11 protein-coding genes and 1 tRNA gene are annotated in these 14025 nt (G+C 44.9%); 4 read left to right on the top strand and 8 right to left on the bottom strand.

Going from position 1 to position 14025, the window contains the following annotated elements:
- Positions 1-45: 45 nt before the first annotated feature.
- The gene (aroA, locus tag QUA34_RS18225; protein ID WP_333388838.1) at positions 46-1401 is read right to left on the bottom strand and encodes a 3-phosphoshikimate 1-carboxyvinyltransferase; all 1356 of its coding nucleotides are present in this window, start codon (positions 1399-1401) and stop codon (positions 46-48) included.
- A gap of 445 nt (positions 1402-1846) precedes the next feature.
- On the opposite strand from aroA, the gene QUA34_RS18220 reads away from it, so the two are divergent.
- Positions 1847-2350, top strand: a complete 504-nt coding sequence (locus tag QUA34_RS18220) for a hypothetical protein (RefSeq protein ID WP_333388837.1) — start codon at positions 1847-1849, stop codon at positions 2348-2350.
- A 118-nt stretch (positions 2351-2468) separates the two neighbouring features.
- On the opposite strand, the gene QUA34_RS18215 is transcribed toward QUA34_RS18220, so the two are convergent.
- Positions 2469-2948 (bottom strand): hypothetical protein, encoded by a 480-nt coding sequence (locus QUA34_RS18215; RefSeq protein ID WP_333388836.1) that lies wholly within the window; start codon positions 2946-2948, stop codon positions 2469-2471.
- Positions 2949-3090: 142 nt separating this feature from the next.
- Here QUA34_RS18215 and QUA34_RS18210 point away from each other — a divergent pair, with 142 nt between their 5' ends.
- From QUA34_RS18210 to QUA34_RS18200, 3 genes are all read left to right on the top strand, one after another.
- Positions 3091-3768, top strand: a complete 678-nt coding sequence (locus QUA34_RS18210; protein ID WP_333081268.1) for a hypothetical protein — start codon at positions 3091-3093, stop codon at positions 3766-3768.
- Positions 3769-4005: 237 nt separating this feature from the next.
- Positions 4006-4305 carry a putative quinol monooxygenase gene (locus tag QUA34_RS18205; protein WP_190656699.1) on the top strand — a complete coding sequence of 100 codons (300 nt, stop codon included), beginning with the start codon at positions 4006-4008 and terminating at the stop codon, positions 4303-4305.
- 115 nt (positions 4306-4420) lie between these two features.
- The gene (locus QUA34_RS18200; RefSeq protein WP_333388835.1) at positions 4421-5227 is read left to right on the top strand and encodes an MOSC domain-containing protein; all 807 of its coding nucleotides are present in this window, start codon (positions 4421-4423) and stop codon (positions 5225-5227) included.
- Positions 5228-5239: 12 nt separating this feature from the next.
- Here QUA34_RS18200 and QUA34_RS18195 read toward each other — a convergent pair whose 3' ends face one another.
- From QUA34_RS18195 to QUA34_RS18170, 6 genes are all read right to left on the bottom strand, one after another.
- Positions 5240-6067 carry a Uma2 family endonuclease gene (locus tag QUA34_RS18195; RefSeq protein WP_333388834.1) on the bottom strand — a complete coding sequence of 276 codons (828 nt, stop codon included), beginning with the start codon at positions 6065-6067 and terminating at the stop codon, positions 5240-5242.
- Positions 6068-6107: 40 nt separating this feature from the next.
- The gene (locus QUA34_RS18190) at positions 6108-6977 is read right to left on the bottom strand and encodes a calcium-binding protein (protein WP_333327744.1); all 870 of its coding nucleotides are present in this window, start codon (positions 6975-6977) and stop codon (positions 6108-6110) included.
- A gap of 76 nt (positions 6978-7053) precedes the next feature.
- Positions 7054-8727, bottom strand: coding sequence for a methyltransferase domain-containing protein (locus QUA34_RS18185; protein ID WP_333388833.1), 1674 nt, complete (start codon positions 8725-8727; stop codon positions 7054-7056).
- A gap of 352 nt (positions 8728-9079) precedes the next feature.
- The gene (locus tag QUA34_RS18180; RefSeq protein WP_333327882.1) at positions 9080-9955 is read right to left on the bottom strand and encodes a DMT family transporter; all 876 of its coding nucleotides are present in this window, start codon (positions 9953-9955) and stop codon (positions 9080-9082) included.
- A gap of 295 nt (positions 9956-10250) precedes the next feature.
- Positions 10251-13613 carry a hypothetical protein gene (locus QUA34_RS18175; protein WP_333388832.1) on the bottom strand — a complete coding sequence of 1121 codons (3363 nt, stop codon included), beginning with the start codon at positions 13611-13613 and terminating at the stop codon, positions 10251-10253.
- A 204-nt stretch (positions 13614-13817) separates the two neighbouring features.
- Positions 13818-13899 (bottom strand) — tRNA-Leu (locus tag QUA34_RS18170).
- Between the last annotated feature and the right edge of the window lie 126 nt (positions 13900-14025).

Genomic DNA, 14025 nt, shown 5'->3' with positions numbered 1-14025 from the left:
GTAACCAGCAACCAATGCCCAATGCCCAATGCCCAATGTCCAATCTTAATTTGGATGGCAAACTTGTTGCAAAGTGGCGGTAAATTCGGGGTAGGAAATGGCAGCAGCTTCTGCCCGGTGAATGTTAGTAGTACCTGTGGCGTTGAGGGCTGCGATCGCCAAACTCATCGCTATTCTGTGGTCGGTGTAGCTGTCAACATCCGCACCGATCAAAGGAGTTCCCCCGGTAATTTCTAAACCGTCGGGTAACTCGGAAATTTGGGCTCCCATGCGGTTGAGTTCGGCAGCAGTCACGGCCAGCCGATCGCTCTCTTTGACTCGCAACTCGGCCGCATCTCGAATTATTGTAGTACCCGACGCAAAGATCGCCGCTACTGCCAAAATCGGGATTTCGTCAATCAGTCGGGGAATTAAGTCGCCCGCAATGGTGCATCCCCGCAATTGGCCGGAACTGCGAACCAAAATATCCGCTACAGGTTCTCCGGCGGCCTCTCGCTGATTTTGCAGTTCAATATCGGCCCCCATCATTTCCAAAGCTTCCAAAATGCCTGTACGAGTTGGGTTGACGCCGACATTTTCGACTAGGAGTTCCGAACCCGGGACGATCGCCCCAGCAACTAGCCAAAATGCCGCCGAACTAATATCCCCCGGTACAATCACATTCTGCCCTTGCAGTTGTGTCGGCCCAGTAACTGTCACGCTGCAAGTTTCTGGATCGACGCTCAATTGGGCTCCAAACGCTCGCAGCATCCGTTCGCTGTGATCCCGCGACAGAGCGGGTTCTGTGACTGTAGTTTCTCCGCTTGCCATCAAACCAGCGAGCAAAATGCAAGATTTTACTTGAGCCGAGGCGATCGGAGAATGGTAGTGAATCGGTTTTAACTGCTGTCCTAGTATCGCTAAGGGAGCTAAAGAATTGCTCTTTCGACCCCAAATTTGCGCTCCCATAAGTTGCAGCGGTTTAATGACGCGCGACATGGGGCGCGATCGCAGAGAACTGTCACCCGTTACCGCAAAAAAACGCCCCGGATGAGACGCTAAAATTCCCAACATTAGCCGCATCGTTGTGCCGGAATTGCCAGCGTCCAAGACTTCTACAGGCTCCTCTAACTCGCCAATTCCGACGCCCGTGACTGTCACCCGTTCCGCGTTGAGTTCAGAAACTTTGGCCCCCAGGAGCGAGAAACATTTAGCCGTGCTGCGGGGGTCTTCCCCTAGGAGTAGTCCCTCAATAGTAGTTTCACCTTGGGCGAGCGCACCCAACATCAAAGCTCGGTGAGAAATCGACTTATCGCCCGGAACTCGAATCCTGCCCACCAGTGACAAGCCCGAGGCCGGTTTTTTAATGCTTAAAGTTTGGCTTTTGTCAAGAAGCGTAGTAGTGATAATGTCAGCTTGCATTGAGATAAACTAGGATTGGATGGCGTTAGCTATCCTACCTTTTTCCCAGTCCTAAGTCAGTCGTCTTTTGTACGGGCTGCGGGTTTTTCCCCAATGTGTCCGGTTAACTTAAAGGCTGATTAAACTCGCCCGGAGACTCCGCTGTCAGTTCTCGAAGACACAGGAGTGCGGACGCAACGGCACGGATTTCACATTAATTTCACCTTAATTTCACAAATATTATCCGTGTATCTGCGTAGATTTCATGTCCTGCTATCAGTTATCGACCAGATGATTGAATTTTGACTGAACAATTTTAGATTTTCGATTGCGAGTTGTAGGTTTTTCATTTTTTTAAGCAAAAGCTCCGGAATTTGGAACCCAGCCAATCTAAAATCTAAAATCTCAAGCCTACAATTTCAAATCTCAAACTGCCCGATCCACCACAACTCCTAAACTTTTATTTATGCTGACCCATCACCGCAAGCCTGTAAGTTTATCGCTGGTATCCACAGATTTACCTTTGTGGTCAGTCGTTGAAACCGCTGCTACGGTTTATCAAAAAGACCGGGATCGCTTTCACTTGTTGTTACACGAACCAGCAATAATCGATCGCGAATTTTCCGACGGTTCCGACGCATCTGGGGAGCAAGTTACAATCTTGCCCCTAACTACAAAACCCCGGTTGCTCTGGCTAGAAGTTTCGCCCTATCGAGTCATTATGACCATGCAAGGAAACGGCAAATACAGCTACCGCCACTGCTGGGAACGAGGAATGTACGGCCTGAGCCGTTATTGGCTTCAGGGCGAATCGCTGGCGACTCCCGAACAGTTGCGACTCCGCAACTTCACTCGCAACTTGACGCTGACAGGAAAGCCGGAACCGGATCACTTGCGGTTAGAATACGAGTTGTGGTCGGAGAAAGTACAACTCGGTCGCTATATTTTGAATCTAGAAATTCATCACTAAATTGGGTAATTGCAAAGGGGTAGATAGTAGGTGAAGGCGACGCATTCCTCAAATTCATTCACCCCCCGTGGTTTGTTGGGGTTCGCGTGGCCATCTCAAAACTCAAAACTCTTAGCCTTTAGCGATCGCCCTTACAATAATTAATCAGTTTGCTAGTCAAAGCGTCTTGATTTGCGGCTGCTTGATTCGCCTGTTGGCCGGCTCTAATAATATCTGCTTGAGCGGTTTGGATTTGCTCTCGACCTTCTATACTTGTAGAAGCGAGATTTCCAGCCTGAAGACTTTTGCTTATGTCGCCGAGTGCTTGACTAATTTCCTGGAATGATTTAACCGATGGCTGCTGAATTTCTTTGAGGGTTGGATCTGTTATTCGCAGATCCTCAAGTTCATTCGCTATCAGGTTCAAATTTTTAGCTAAATTGTCGGTCGTTGTAGCATCGTTGCTGTCTTTATCAACCTCAAGGAGAGCGTTGCCTTTGTTGACAATTTCAGTAAATTTAGTACACTGGACAGCTCGGCTATCGCTGCAACTAATCGTCAGCGTACAGCAAGCAACAACTATCAGCAGGATGGCAATCTGTTTGCGAAAAAAGTACATGAACCCTCGGTTGCAAAAAAAGTAGATTCTGGGATTTTGTCGTAGAGTGCGTCAGCGATTAGCCGATATATCGACTGTCGAAAAACTTTCGCGACATTCAGACACGCTCTACTAAGCTAAACTACGTACCTGTTTAGGAACTATGGTCAAAAACAGCAATAACCTAAAGAAGGGAAGCATTTGGGGATATCTTACCCTGCTTTTGCCTATTTCCTTGACGGCGGTTGCCAGTTTCGAGTCGGGAAGGATGTTTTGGGCGATCGCCACCACAGCGGGCATTGCTTGGGCTTACAAACTCTACCACCAGCAGCAAAAACATAAACTCGCTCATTTAGACTCGGTTTTCTATAAGTTGATCAAGGAAAATCAAGGGCGAGTTACGGCTTTGGATTTGGCGATGAATGCGAAACTCCCCGGAGAAAAAGTTCAAGAGTATCTCGACGAACGAGCTTCTGAGTTTGCCGCAGATTTTGAAGTGACGGAACAAGGCGGAATTTTGTATTATTTTCAAATAGCTCCACCTGTCAATCAAAGCGAAACAGCTAATGCGGGAATAGCTGTTCAAGAGCCTCCCACAAATCGGGAAAAAGCACAAGATAAAAAACCAAATTTATTCCCCCTTGCTCAAACCAAGACTCCTCAAAAGCCCAAAATCTCTTTTACCCAGACGGAACTCTCCCGCAGGTTCAAAGTCCACGCAACTACGATCGGCAAGTGGAAACTTAAGCCGGAGTTTGCTCAGTGGAGCCGCGAAAAAGACCCGGAGGATCTCGCCTGGGAATATTCTACAGAAAACAAGCGATTTTATCCCAAAGATTGAGTTTCTCCGGTCTTCGCCAAAATATATCAAGAAACCCGGTTTATACGACGCTCTGCGGTTAGTAACCAAGAATTTGGGAAGAAAGCGGGTTTCTGAGAGATGAGCGCGTCCTGGACTAATTGTACTGCCGTTGACCGAGCAACCTCTTTAGGTTATTTTAAGTAAAATCGTGTTTTGCTGAGTCTGCCAAATAAAAATCGGTAAATTCGATCGTCCTATCTGTGACTTTTTTCTCCTATGTCCAAAACAACCTTGCGAGTAGTCGCCCGCCTCGCTGCCTTTCCTGACAAAGTAGCAGAACTTAAATCTCTGCTGCTGAGCATTATGGAGCCCACTCGCAAAGAAAAAGGCTGTATCAAATACGAACTCCTGCAAAATCAAGCCGATCCCACAGATTTTACCTTCGTTGAAGAGTGGGAAAGTGCAGATTTGCTCGAACTACATCTCGGTTCAACTCACATTCAAGACGCCGTGCAGAAATTAGACGGTTTGGCCGTTGGACCTCCAGATATCCGTCGCTATGAATTGCTAGCTTAATCTGGTTTTTATAGCAATTTGATTAATGTTTGTGAATTAGCTTCGACCCCCCTAGCCCCTCTTAGTAAGGGGGGGACAAGAGTTCAGTTTAAATTGAAGCAGAGCTAAAAAAATTATGACAGTAGCAACAATAAAACAGTTATTTATTTATCCAATTAAAGGGCTGACACCCCAAGCAATGTCGGAGTTTGCTTTAACAGCCGGGCACGGAATTAAGGGCGATCGAGCTTTTGCCCTCATGTTTGCAGATAATCGGGAAGCTGCAAAGATGCCAGCCCAAAATGTGCCTTGGATGAGCAAAAAACATTTTGCTGTTCAAAATGATTGGCCTTTGTTAGCAGCTTTAGAATGCGATTATCAACCGGAAACGACGATTTTAACAGTCAAGCGTGAAGGAGTTGCAGTGTTATCGGCAGAAACGAACACAGCAGCGGGGCGCGATCGCATCGGCAGTTTTTTCACAGAATATTTGGCGGCAATTGAACCCACAAAAGAAGCGAGACACCCGCAGTTTGCACCTTTGCACTTAGTCGGCGACAGCAGCGGCGAAACTCGTTATCCCGATCGAGAACCCGTACACATCTCTTTACTCAGTCAAGCCACATTAGACCAATTAACAGAAATTGCTGTTCAAAACATTGACGTGGGCCGATTTCGTCCGAACATTGTGCTAGAAGGTATGGCAGCTTGGTCAGAATTTGAGTTGATTGGAAAACAGTTTCAATTAGGCACGGCGCGCATAGAAGTTACAGCACGAATCGGTCGCTGTGTCAATATAGAAGTGAATCCAGAAACAGGCGATCGAGATATTTCCCTACTCAGTTTACTCCAAAAGGAATTCGGTCACGCACAGACTGGAGTTTTAGCCAAAATTATCAATAGCGGCACAGTTAAAATCGGCGATGTTTTGACTTCTTATTAATAAAAAGCGATATCAAGATGGTGAATGCTGCCTAACTTCTTCTACGGGTAAACTCAGTGATTCTGCCACTTGCTCTGTATTCAATCCCATTGCCAACAACCGAGGGATGGCATCCCGCCGCGCTTGGGCTTCTGCACTCAAAGCCTGCTCTGCTAAGGAAGCTCGTTCTGTACCTGTCAGCAGCAAATTGCCCTCGCTGTCCCACCACCGCAGCCACAGCATTGTCTGGTTTTGATAACTGCCTTGCCACAGTCCTAATTCTACGCCCATGGGCGCGATCGGATAATGACCGCGCGAGTTCGGCAGCAACTGCTGGTAAAACCCATTGTTCAGGTTGTAAACCTCCAGCCTGCCAGTATTGATTTCATAGATGCCATAAAACGGAATCCGCATGATCCGCTCATATACCCAAAACTTCCCAGGTCTTTGCGCCGCTCCAACTTCCGAGTAGGATAGTGGGGTGGTGTCCCGCTCTTCTGAACCATCTCCTGATGCGAACTCCAAAGCAATCATCGGAGCCATAAATTCCCGCCACAGCACGTAAGAGCGACGAATCTGATTTCCTAGTGTTGGTGGCACATTGGGCACGTAGAACCAGTCTGGAGCTTCTGCTCCCTTTTCAAGCGGGTCAGTTTCTCGCCAGTAGATGCCGCAGTCTTGCCCTATAGCATATTGCCCATCGGGATGAAGCCGTTGCAATACCGACCCGATAGAATCAGTCAAAAGAATGCTCTGGGGATGCTCCTGAAAATTCTTCACAAAAGTGCCGTCTTCCTCTGGCAGTTGAGTGTGGTCGGGGAAAGGAGAGGGAAGGACAATTTTTTCGGTTGCCTGGCTCATGCTACCTCTCAAGTATTGCAGCTTACCTGAATATCTTAACTCATCCTGCTTCCGGCACTCTCACCTTATTACCAATTAAGTTCAGAAAACTCGTTCCAAAATGTTGAACCTCCAAAAAATTAGCATAAGCAGGAGTTGACTTGTAAACTCTAAAAGTCCGCATAATTCCTAAAGTCGCGGCACTTTCCAGCGGGCCGATAAAGCTAGTATCCCTATCCAAAAAATGAGACTGCTTAGCCCAATGTGCCATTTGTTCCGCATTCAAAAAATAGCAGCCGGAATGAGGATTCAACGCCCGCTCAAAAGCGACTGTTTGTTCCATGATTTTTCCCATTAACTGCCGCTGCTCCTCTACATTTTGAAATGGAGAAGTCGCTGAGTCTGCTAAATCACCATCAACATATGCTTTAAAAACCGCGCCTTTAGGCGATATTTCATAGCGATTAGGTTGCAGCAAATTGCCATTTCCTCCGTGATGCGTAAACCACTTTAGTTTACTAAAAAACCACGGATCATGCAGCACTAAATCATCTTCCAAATAACAGAAATAATCGTATTTGTTAAGACACGCTCGCAAAACTGCTTGACACTCAAACCCCAACAGCAGCGGTTCGCATTTTGTAGCATGGTGCATAAAACATCTGGGCTGCACTGGCAGTTGAGGCAACAGATGATAACCTTGAGTAGTGCAAACAACAATGTCAATTTCGTGCTGTTGAGATTGATTGGCTGGGATAGTTGCACATTCGCTAATGTCAATCATGGACTGAGATTTGCCGTACAAAGCTTGCAGCGATGTCACGCAAGCGGTTAAAGCATTTAGTCGTGGTTGCGGATCATTTCGTTGGGAAGCGTGTTTCCCGTCGCCGCTGGGATTGTAAAAGTGAGCAATAGTGAATAGAATTCGCATTGGTGTGGAGTAACTATTAGAAATTAAACAATAAAACAGAACGATCGCACAATAACCCGTATAAATCTTACCGCATTTAGTCACCAAATAACTCCGGCAGGCGATCGCGCAACTCAGCATTTAAACGTGGCAACTCGTCCCGCATCTGTAAGTACCAATCTCGCCGCTGTCGGTAGTGTCCGCACAGCAAGCGGTTGTCCCGCACCCATTCGTAAGCATTCGCGGCTATTTTCCGGCGCCGAGAAGTGTCAGAAATCAGCGAATTTAGTTTGGTTTCAAACTCTTTTTCATATCTATAAATCAATCCGGTTTCACCTTCGACAATCGAATGTTCGTACACGGTGGGACTTGCCAGCACCCCTACTCCCCGCGCTGCACATTCAATAAATTTTAAGTCGGATTTCATTTCGTTAACGGGGTTGGGAACGAGCGGCAGCAAAGCTATATCGCAACTGTACATGATTTCTTGATACCGTTCGTAACTGCAAAACGGTTCAAATTCTTTTTGCTGTATTTTCAAGGATTCAAAAAATTTTCTGTCGTGGATTACTTTAACTCTAATCCGGTGCTTGTGGGCAACTAAAACTCGATTGAGTGCTGCCATAATCGGCTGCCAATCTTTTTCGCGGTTGAGTGCACCAAAAAAGATTGTGACTGTATCTTCTGCGGGATAAACTCGCGGCGGAGGTAGATAAGCTAATTGATTGGGAAATACAGCAACATTTGGATTGTATTGGCGCAAAATTTTTGCGAGGGGTTCTGTAGAAGTTTGAACGCAATGACAGCCGCGATAGCTGAGGTAATTATTATCTGCATATTCGCGGCGGCGGATGGGATTGTCGTCAATTTCAGCTACTATTAAATAGCCTTGTTGCAACAGTTCTTTGAGTTGGGGAATATAGCCGGGATATTGCATAATTGTCCGCTGCCAAATGAAGACTTTTTCTTCTTCCGGTAGGGGGGGAATTAATCCTGCTGTTTTCACGCCGGATACGGTGCGGACACCGGGAATTGTAGCGCTAAATTTGTCCGGTTCCAAAACTCGCACACGATCGCACCCTGTAGGAGCCATAATGATAGTCTGAATCAGCAGTCTGCGCGCAGGTACGGTCGATTTGGTCGATCGCACGATATAATGTTCAGCACCAGTTTCCGTAGCAAAGCTGCTCGATGTGAGTTCTAAAGCCTTTACCATTGGATGCAGTAATTCTTGAAAGTGGACAAAATTTTCGGTTTTGTGTCCCTTCCCTTGAAATTCATAAACCTGCAATCCCGCTTGAGCAAATAGTGATTTAATACTTTCTAGGGTAAACCAGTGCTGCATCTTGTTGTCGGGATTCTCCCACTGTCCCCGCAACAGATTGACAATTCGCCGCCAGTATTGAACATTAGGGATTCTGGCGAGAATTTGCCCCTCTGGATTCAGCAAACTACTGTACTGCTTGAGGACTTCCCAAGGGTTTTTGAGGTAGGGTAGCAAGTCGCCAAAAACCAAACAATCGACGGTTCCTGGGGCGATGTCGAGACTTTCGAGAGCAATTTCTTCAATATCGGCCACCGTCACCCAGTTTAGCCGATCGACTGCTATTTTAGCTTTTTCTCGATCGCATTCAATGCCAATATACTGACAATGGGGATTGATCAGCTTGTACTGTTCGCCCGTCGATCCCGTACCGCAGCCAATTTCAACAATGACTTTAGCATCCGGCGGTAGCAGCTTCAAGAAGTCGTGGTTGGCGCGATCGATCACTTTGTCTAAAATTCCTGATTAGTTGATCGTAAAATAAAACAGAGCAACCCATGCCGACAGACAACCAGCCGAAGGTTAGCATTGCGATGCCAGTATACAATGGCGATCGGCACATTTGTCAAGCCTTAAATTCTCACTTGCGAACTTTTTTTATTTTCTATTCTCTTGGTCTGCGTTAAGAGCGTTTACTTTAAATCTTATTCACCAATCCTACAAGGATTGCTATATTTGAGCATACTAAGTATGGAAGACCCGTTTTTGGATACTTAAACTAATATTTAAGGACAGTAAGTACGAAACCGCCTATTTTTTTATTTTTTAGCAAGCCCCAACACTTATGTCTCACATCTCATCACTTCAAACCTAATAATAAGGCGATTCCGCCGATCGCGCCAACTACCCCCAAAACAGCCCGAATGCTGACTTTTTCGCCCGCCAGCACGGCTAAAGGCAGTATAAACAGGGGACTGGTAGAACTGAGTGTTTGAGCGATTGCTGCGGGTGCATATTTCAGCGAAGTCTGTTGCAGGAAAATTCCGAGATAGGTTCCTAAAAAAGCTGCCAGAATTATGGCACCTAATATTTGTGAGGATTTTAATTGTTTGAAACTGTCAAGGTTTGTTGGCTTAAAAAAGCACAACATGACTGCCATACCACCGCTCAAACGCAAGGCGGCTGTCCACAGGGGATCAATATCTATTTGAGTGAAGGCAGCGCGGGATAAAATTGCTCCAACGGCGTGGGTTGTTTGTCCTAATAAACTAATACCTAATCCCTGCCAAAGATGTTTTGATGATAAGGTTGTTTCGGCTGTTCGTTCGGCAATTACCCAAGCTACGCCACAGATTGTTAAAAGAATGCCAGTACAAGCAATGGGCGATAACTTTTCTTGCAAAAATATTAAGCCCAATAAAGCTGTTAAAGGGGGAGATAGGGTTTCTAAAAGTAGCGTTCGCCTCGCCCCTAAATATTTTAAGACGATAAAGAAAGCGGTGTCTCCGATGCCAATTCCTAGGCCGCCGCTAATCAGCAGCATTGCTAAAATATTAGGGTTGATTGCGGGTAAAGATTTTCCTAAAATTAGTACAGTGGCAAGGATCATGAAAAGGGCGATCGCGCCTTTGAGCAAATTTAGCACGACTGCGGGGATTTGCTGTCCCACTCGCTGCCAGATGGTGGAAGATAGAGCCCAGACAAATGCAGCGCCTAAAGCGGCGATTTCACCCATAAAATCTGTTGAATGTTGACTGTTGACTGTTGACTGTTGACTGTTGACTGTTAACTGTTGACTGTTGTCATTAGTTACCAATTCGCAATTCCCTATGCCCGATTCCCGATGCCATATAAATTAGGGTTCCCGGTGGCCTACCTGGAACCCTAGGTTTATTAAGCTTTTTTAGCAGTGGGCGGTGAACATAAATCAATACCATCATGTCCGAATAGAGGAAAGAAGCAATTCGCTTGCGGTTTGGGATTGCTTCGTTCCTTTCTTCGGACACCCAATATATATGTCTACCTACTGATTAACGTTGTGGTAATTGCGGAGGTTGGGTAGGTTGAAATTGTGACCGCATATCTGTTCTTACCCAAGAACCAAAACGATCGGGACGAACGCATTCAGCATTATCTAATTCGTCTTTGAGTTTAGTGGCGAAAGATTCAAACATATCGACTAACGCCTGACGATCTGTTAAGCAACCTTGGAGAGCAATAAGTTGTTCCAGCGTCCAGTTATACAGTTGAGTGTCCCCTTGTTCAATGCGTAAATAGAACTGATTCTCAAACTGTGCCAGATTAGAGTAGAAGTTCTCAACTTCTGCCTTGATCAAGTTCATATCCAGGTAGAATTGTTGCTGTTTCAAATCTGCAAAAATCGTATTTTTGAGGTTCTGCGTGAAGTTTTGGTTCAGCTCATTTTTGACGATAGTAGAGACATCATTACGGAAGTTGAGAATCTTGTTATCCAAGCTAACATTAATGCGATTGTCAAGATCGTTGACAATATTATTAGTCACTAACTGCACGTTGCTAGTGCTAGATTGATTAACAGCCGTATTGATGCGAGCATCAATGTTAGATTCAATCTGCTGAATGACCAGATTTTTAATGTTTTGGCTTTGGTCAGCAATTTTGAGATTAACTACCGCATTAATCCGCTGATCCATGTCGTGTTGAATTTGCTGAACAATTTGAGTGTTAATATCTTGAGATAGATTAGACACTTTCAGGTTCACGACATTATCGATGCGTTGATCGATGTAAGTTTGCATCTGCTGAATCACCAGGTTCTTCACATTCTGGGTTTGATCAGAAATCTTGATGCTCACCACATTCTCAACACGCTGATCAATAGTATGTTGGAGTTGCTGAATTACCTGATTAGTGATCTCTTGAGATTGATTGGCGATTTGGACATTAACGGAGTTACTAATGCGCTCATCAATATCAGTCGATATTTGATTAATTACCTGGGTATTAATCTCTGTAGACTGATTTGCAACTTTGATGTTAACTACATTCTCAATCCGTTGCTCAAGTTCAGTTTGCATTTGCTGAACTACGAGGTTCTTAACTTCTTGAGTCTGATTAGCCACTTTGAGATTAACGACGGCCTCAACACGCTCATTGAGTTCGGTTTGCATTTGTTGCAGCACTAAGCTTTTAATCTCTTGGGTTTGTTCAGAGATTCTTAAATTCACCTGCTCGCTAACAATGCGGGGGATTCGGGAAATAAATAAGTCGTTGAGATTTTTGTTGAAGTATCCCGACCAATTGTGGAAATTCTGATTAAAACTAACTTCCATTTGTTGGGTAAGAGTTTTAAGCATAAACTCCAGCCGTGCTACCTTCATCGCTAAGTCTTTAGCTTGAGTTTGATAGCCTTTAAGCAGCCATTTTTCCAAATTGTCCCAATAAGCTTCTTTTTTCTCGTTCGGGTCACCTGTTACTGTGATGGAAGTATTGATTTGGGCTGCCATTTGCTGCCACATTTGTTCCATCTGATCTTGGTCAAAAGTGAAGTTAAATCCACTGCCAATATTGATATTTTCAGTCCCCGAGCTAGTTGTACCACCAGTGGTAACTGGTATACCACCAGAGCTAGTTGTACCACCAGTGGTAACTGATACACCACTAGAGCTAGTTGTACCACCAGAGCTAGTTGCGCTACCACCAGAGCTAGTTGCGCTACCACCACCCACTACACTAACAGTGCTGTCGCTGCTGCCACTAACAGTGCTGTCGCTGCTGCCCGTACCAGGCTTTACTGATGACTGTGCATATTCTTGGGCTACTTCTAGATCACTGATGTTATTGATTTCTAAAACAACTTGCCCTTCGTTATCTTCTATGTATGTATCAAAAAAGAAGCCGGAGAGGGTGGTTTTTTGTTTGACTTCAAAAATAACTTCATCTTTGAAGCCATTTAAGGAACACCAACTTTCGCTAAGTTCAATTCCTGTCAACTTGGAGATAAATTTTCCCCCTTGAATCAACAGTAACGCCCAAGGTTCTAATTGGAAATTTTTGGCTTCTGCTCCATAAGTGGCATTGCTTTCCCGAATTTTGACGCGATAGTTCCCTGGGGCTAACTCGATAGAATTAGCATTGGCTTTTTTAAGAGTTGAGAGATAATTGCCATCAAGCGGATAGCAGTTCGTCTCGCTATCAACGGTTAAAGTTTGGGGATTCTGTTGATTGCCAGTGATTGAAACAGTTACTTGGCCTTCATTATCATCACTATAGGTATCAAAGAATAAAGCACAGACTACAGCTTTTTCTTTGATCTCAAACTGCAATTTGTCGTTATAGCCGTTTAAAGTTGCCCAAGTTCCACCTGTCTCAACACCTGTCTTTGTGTTGATAAAGGTACTGCCATCAAGTCCATAAATCCAGAGAAAAACAAAAGGCTCACCAACGGTATTGTTGGCACTATAACTGTAAGTACCACTGGTAATTTGGATGTCAAAAGTTCCTTTGTTTAATGTCAGAGACTTAGCAACATTTTGTTGCAAGTTATTCATCTGATCGGTATTGATAACGTAACAGTTTTCTTTGGTATCAATTGTTAACAGTTTCATAGTTGCCTCCCTAGTTGTAGTAGTTGTTTGTGCCGCTTGTGTAGCTTCAGTGTTAACTTTTGGAGTGATGGTTGCGATCGCTTCTGGTGCTGGTTGATAAACCGCAATTCCTGCCCAACGACCGCTAGGCTTGGTTTGAGCCACTAATGTGCCTTTACCTGTCTCGGTATTAATGCGGATTAATTGGCCGTCTTTTCCCAAATTAAAAAATCTGCCGGTAACGCCATAAAGGACATTGCCAACAAATTCCATACTGCCAATACCAGGAAATCCGGTATCACCAATAGTTTTAACTTCGCTAGTAGCTAGATTGCATCTAGCAAGTAATTTCTTCTTTTCGTAACCAATTAATGTGATATATGCTATGCCATTGCTATCAAAGGCAATTTCGCCACAGTTGTAGTCTTTATTAGCTACGGTAGCTACTGGTGTACCTTTTCCTGTTTTGAGATCCAGGGCAATCAGTTGTTTAGCTGTGCTGGCATAAAGGGTTTGACGTTGGGGATTATAAGCCAAGCCGGCTGTAGCAAAGCCCGTATCCCCAATGACAATAGTATTGCCCGTTTTGATGTCAATTTTTACGAGCTGCGTTGTGTCGCCTTCTTGCTCAATGCCATAGAGTTGTGAATCAACAAAGGCAATATCATACACTTCTGTAATGAGCTCACCGATGAATGTTGCTTTACCTGTGCCTAAATCAAGAGTATACAGTTTACTTAACTGATTCGAGACACAATCTTGGATATAAACTGTGCCTGGAACGATAGCTAAGTCCAAAGAAGGTATATTGCTTGCCTGATTACTCATCTTTTTCTGTTTTTCTTACATAAAAAAGCAGACGAAAGTAATAGTGCGGTTGCTAATCAGTTATTTCAACTGGATTTGGGAAAATTGTCGGCTAGCAACGCCAGCCACCAGCAAGGGCGAGCTCAAGTGATGAGATATGCAAGTGGAGCTACTGGGCTACCTAGCACACAGTTCTTTATTAAGACATCACTAGCTTTTTAGTAGTGGGCGGGGAGAGAATCGAACTCTCATACCTTTCGGTGTCAGATTTTGAGTCTGATGCGTCTACCAATTTCGCCACCCGCCCTTTTTGGTTTCACCATCATACCACACAGATCGATTTCCTGCAAGCAAATATTCATAATCTTTTGAACTTGCCCAGCGATCGATCTCTCTGGCGCGCAATACTGGTACAGGATGGGACAACTGAGCC

The sequence above is a fragment of the Microcoleus sp. POL10_C6 genome, from assembly GCF_036701585.1.
Lineage (GTDB): Bacteria > Cyanobacteriota > Cyanobacteriia > Cyanobacteriales > Microcoleaceae > Microcoleus.
The sequence above is the reverse complement of the archived record's forward strand: the minus strand, read 5'-3'. Positions and strand labels throughout refer to the sequence as shown.

Excerpts from the sequence above, each read along its gene's own strand:
- QUA34_RS18190 (WP_333327744.1), bottom strand. The coding sequence starts at position 6,977 with ATGCGAATTCTATTCACTATTGCTCACTTTTACAATCCCAGCGGCGAC.
- QUA34_RS18180 (WP_333327882.1), bottom strand. The coding sequence starts at position 9,955 with ATGGGTGAAATCGCCGCTTTAGGCGCTGCATTTGTCTGGGCTCTATCT.
- QUA34_RS18200 (WP_333388835.1), top strand. The coding sequence starts at position 4,421 with ATGACAGTAGCAACAATAAAACAGTTATTTATTTATCCAATTAAAGGG.
- QUA34_RS18220 (WP_333388837.1), top strand. The coding sequence starts at position 1,847 with ATGCTGACCCATCACCGCAAGCCTGTAAGTTTATCGCTGGTATCCACA.
- QUA34_RS18175 (WP_333388832.1), bottom strand. The coding sequence starts at position 13,613 with ATGAGTAATCAGGCAAGCAATATACCTTCTTTGGACTTAGCTATCGTT.
- QUA34_RS18195 (WP_333388834.1), bottom strand. The coding sequence starts at position 6,067 with ATGAGCCAGGCAACCGAAAAAATTGTCCTTCCCTCTCCTTTCCCCGAC.
- aroA (WP_333388838.1), bottom strand. The coding sequence starts at position 1,401 with ATGCAAGCTGACATTATCACTACTACGCTTCTTGACAAAAGCCAAACT.
- QUA34_RS18210 (WP_333081268.1), top strand. The coding sequence starts at position 3,091 with ATGGTCAAAAACAGCAATAACCTAAAGAAGGGAAGCATTTGGGGATAT.
- QUA34_RS18205 (WP_190656699.1), top strand. The coding sequence starts at position 4,006 with ATGTCCAAAACAACCTTGCGAGTAGTCGCCCGCCTCGCTGCCTTTCCT.
- QUA34_RS18215 (WP_333388836.1), bottom strand. The coding sequence starts at position 2,948 with ATGTACTTTTTTCGCAAACAGATTGCCATCCTGCTGATAGTTGTTGCT.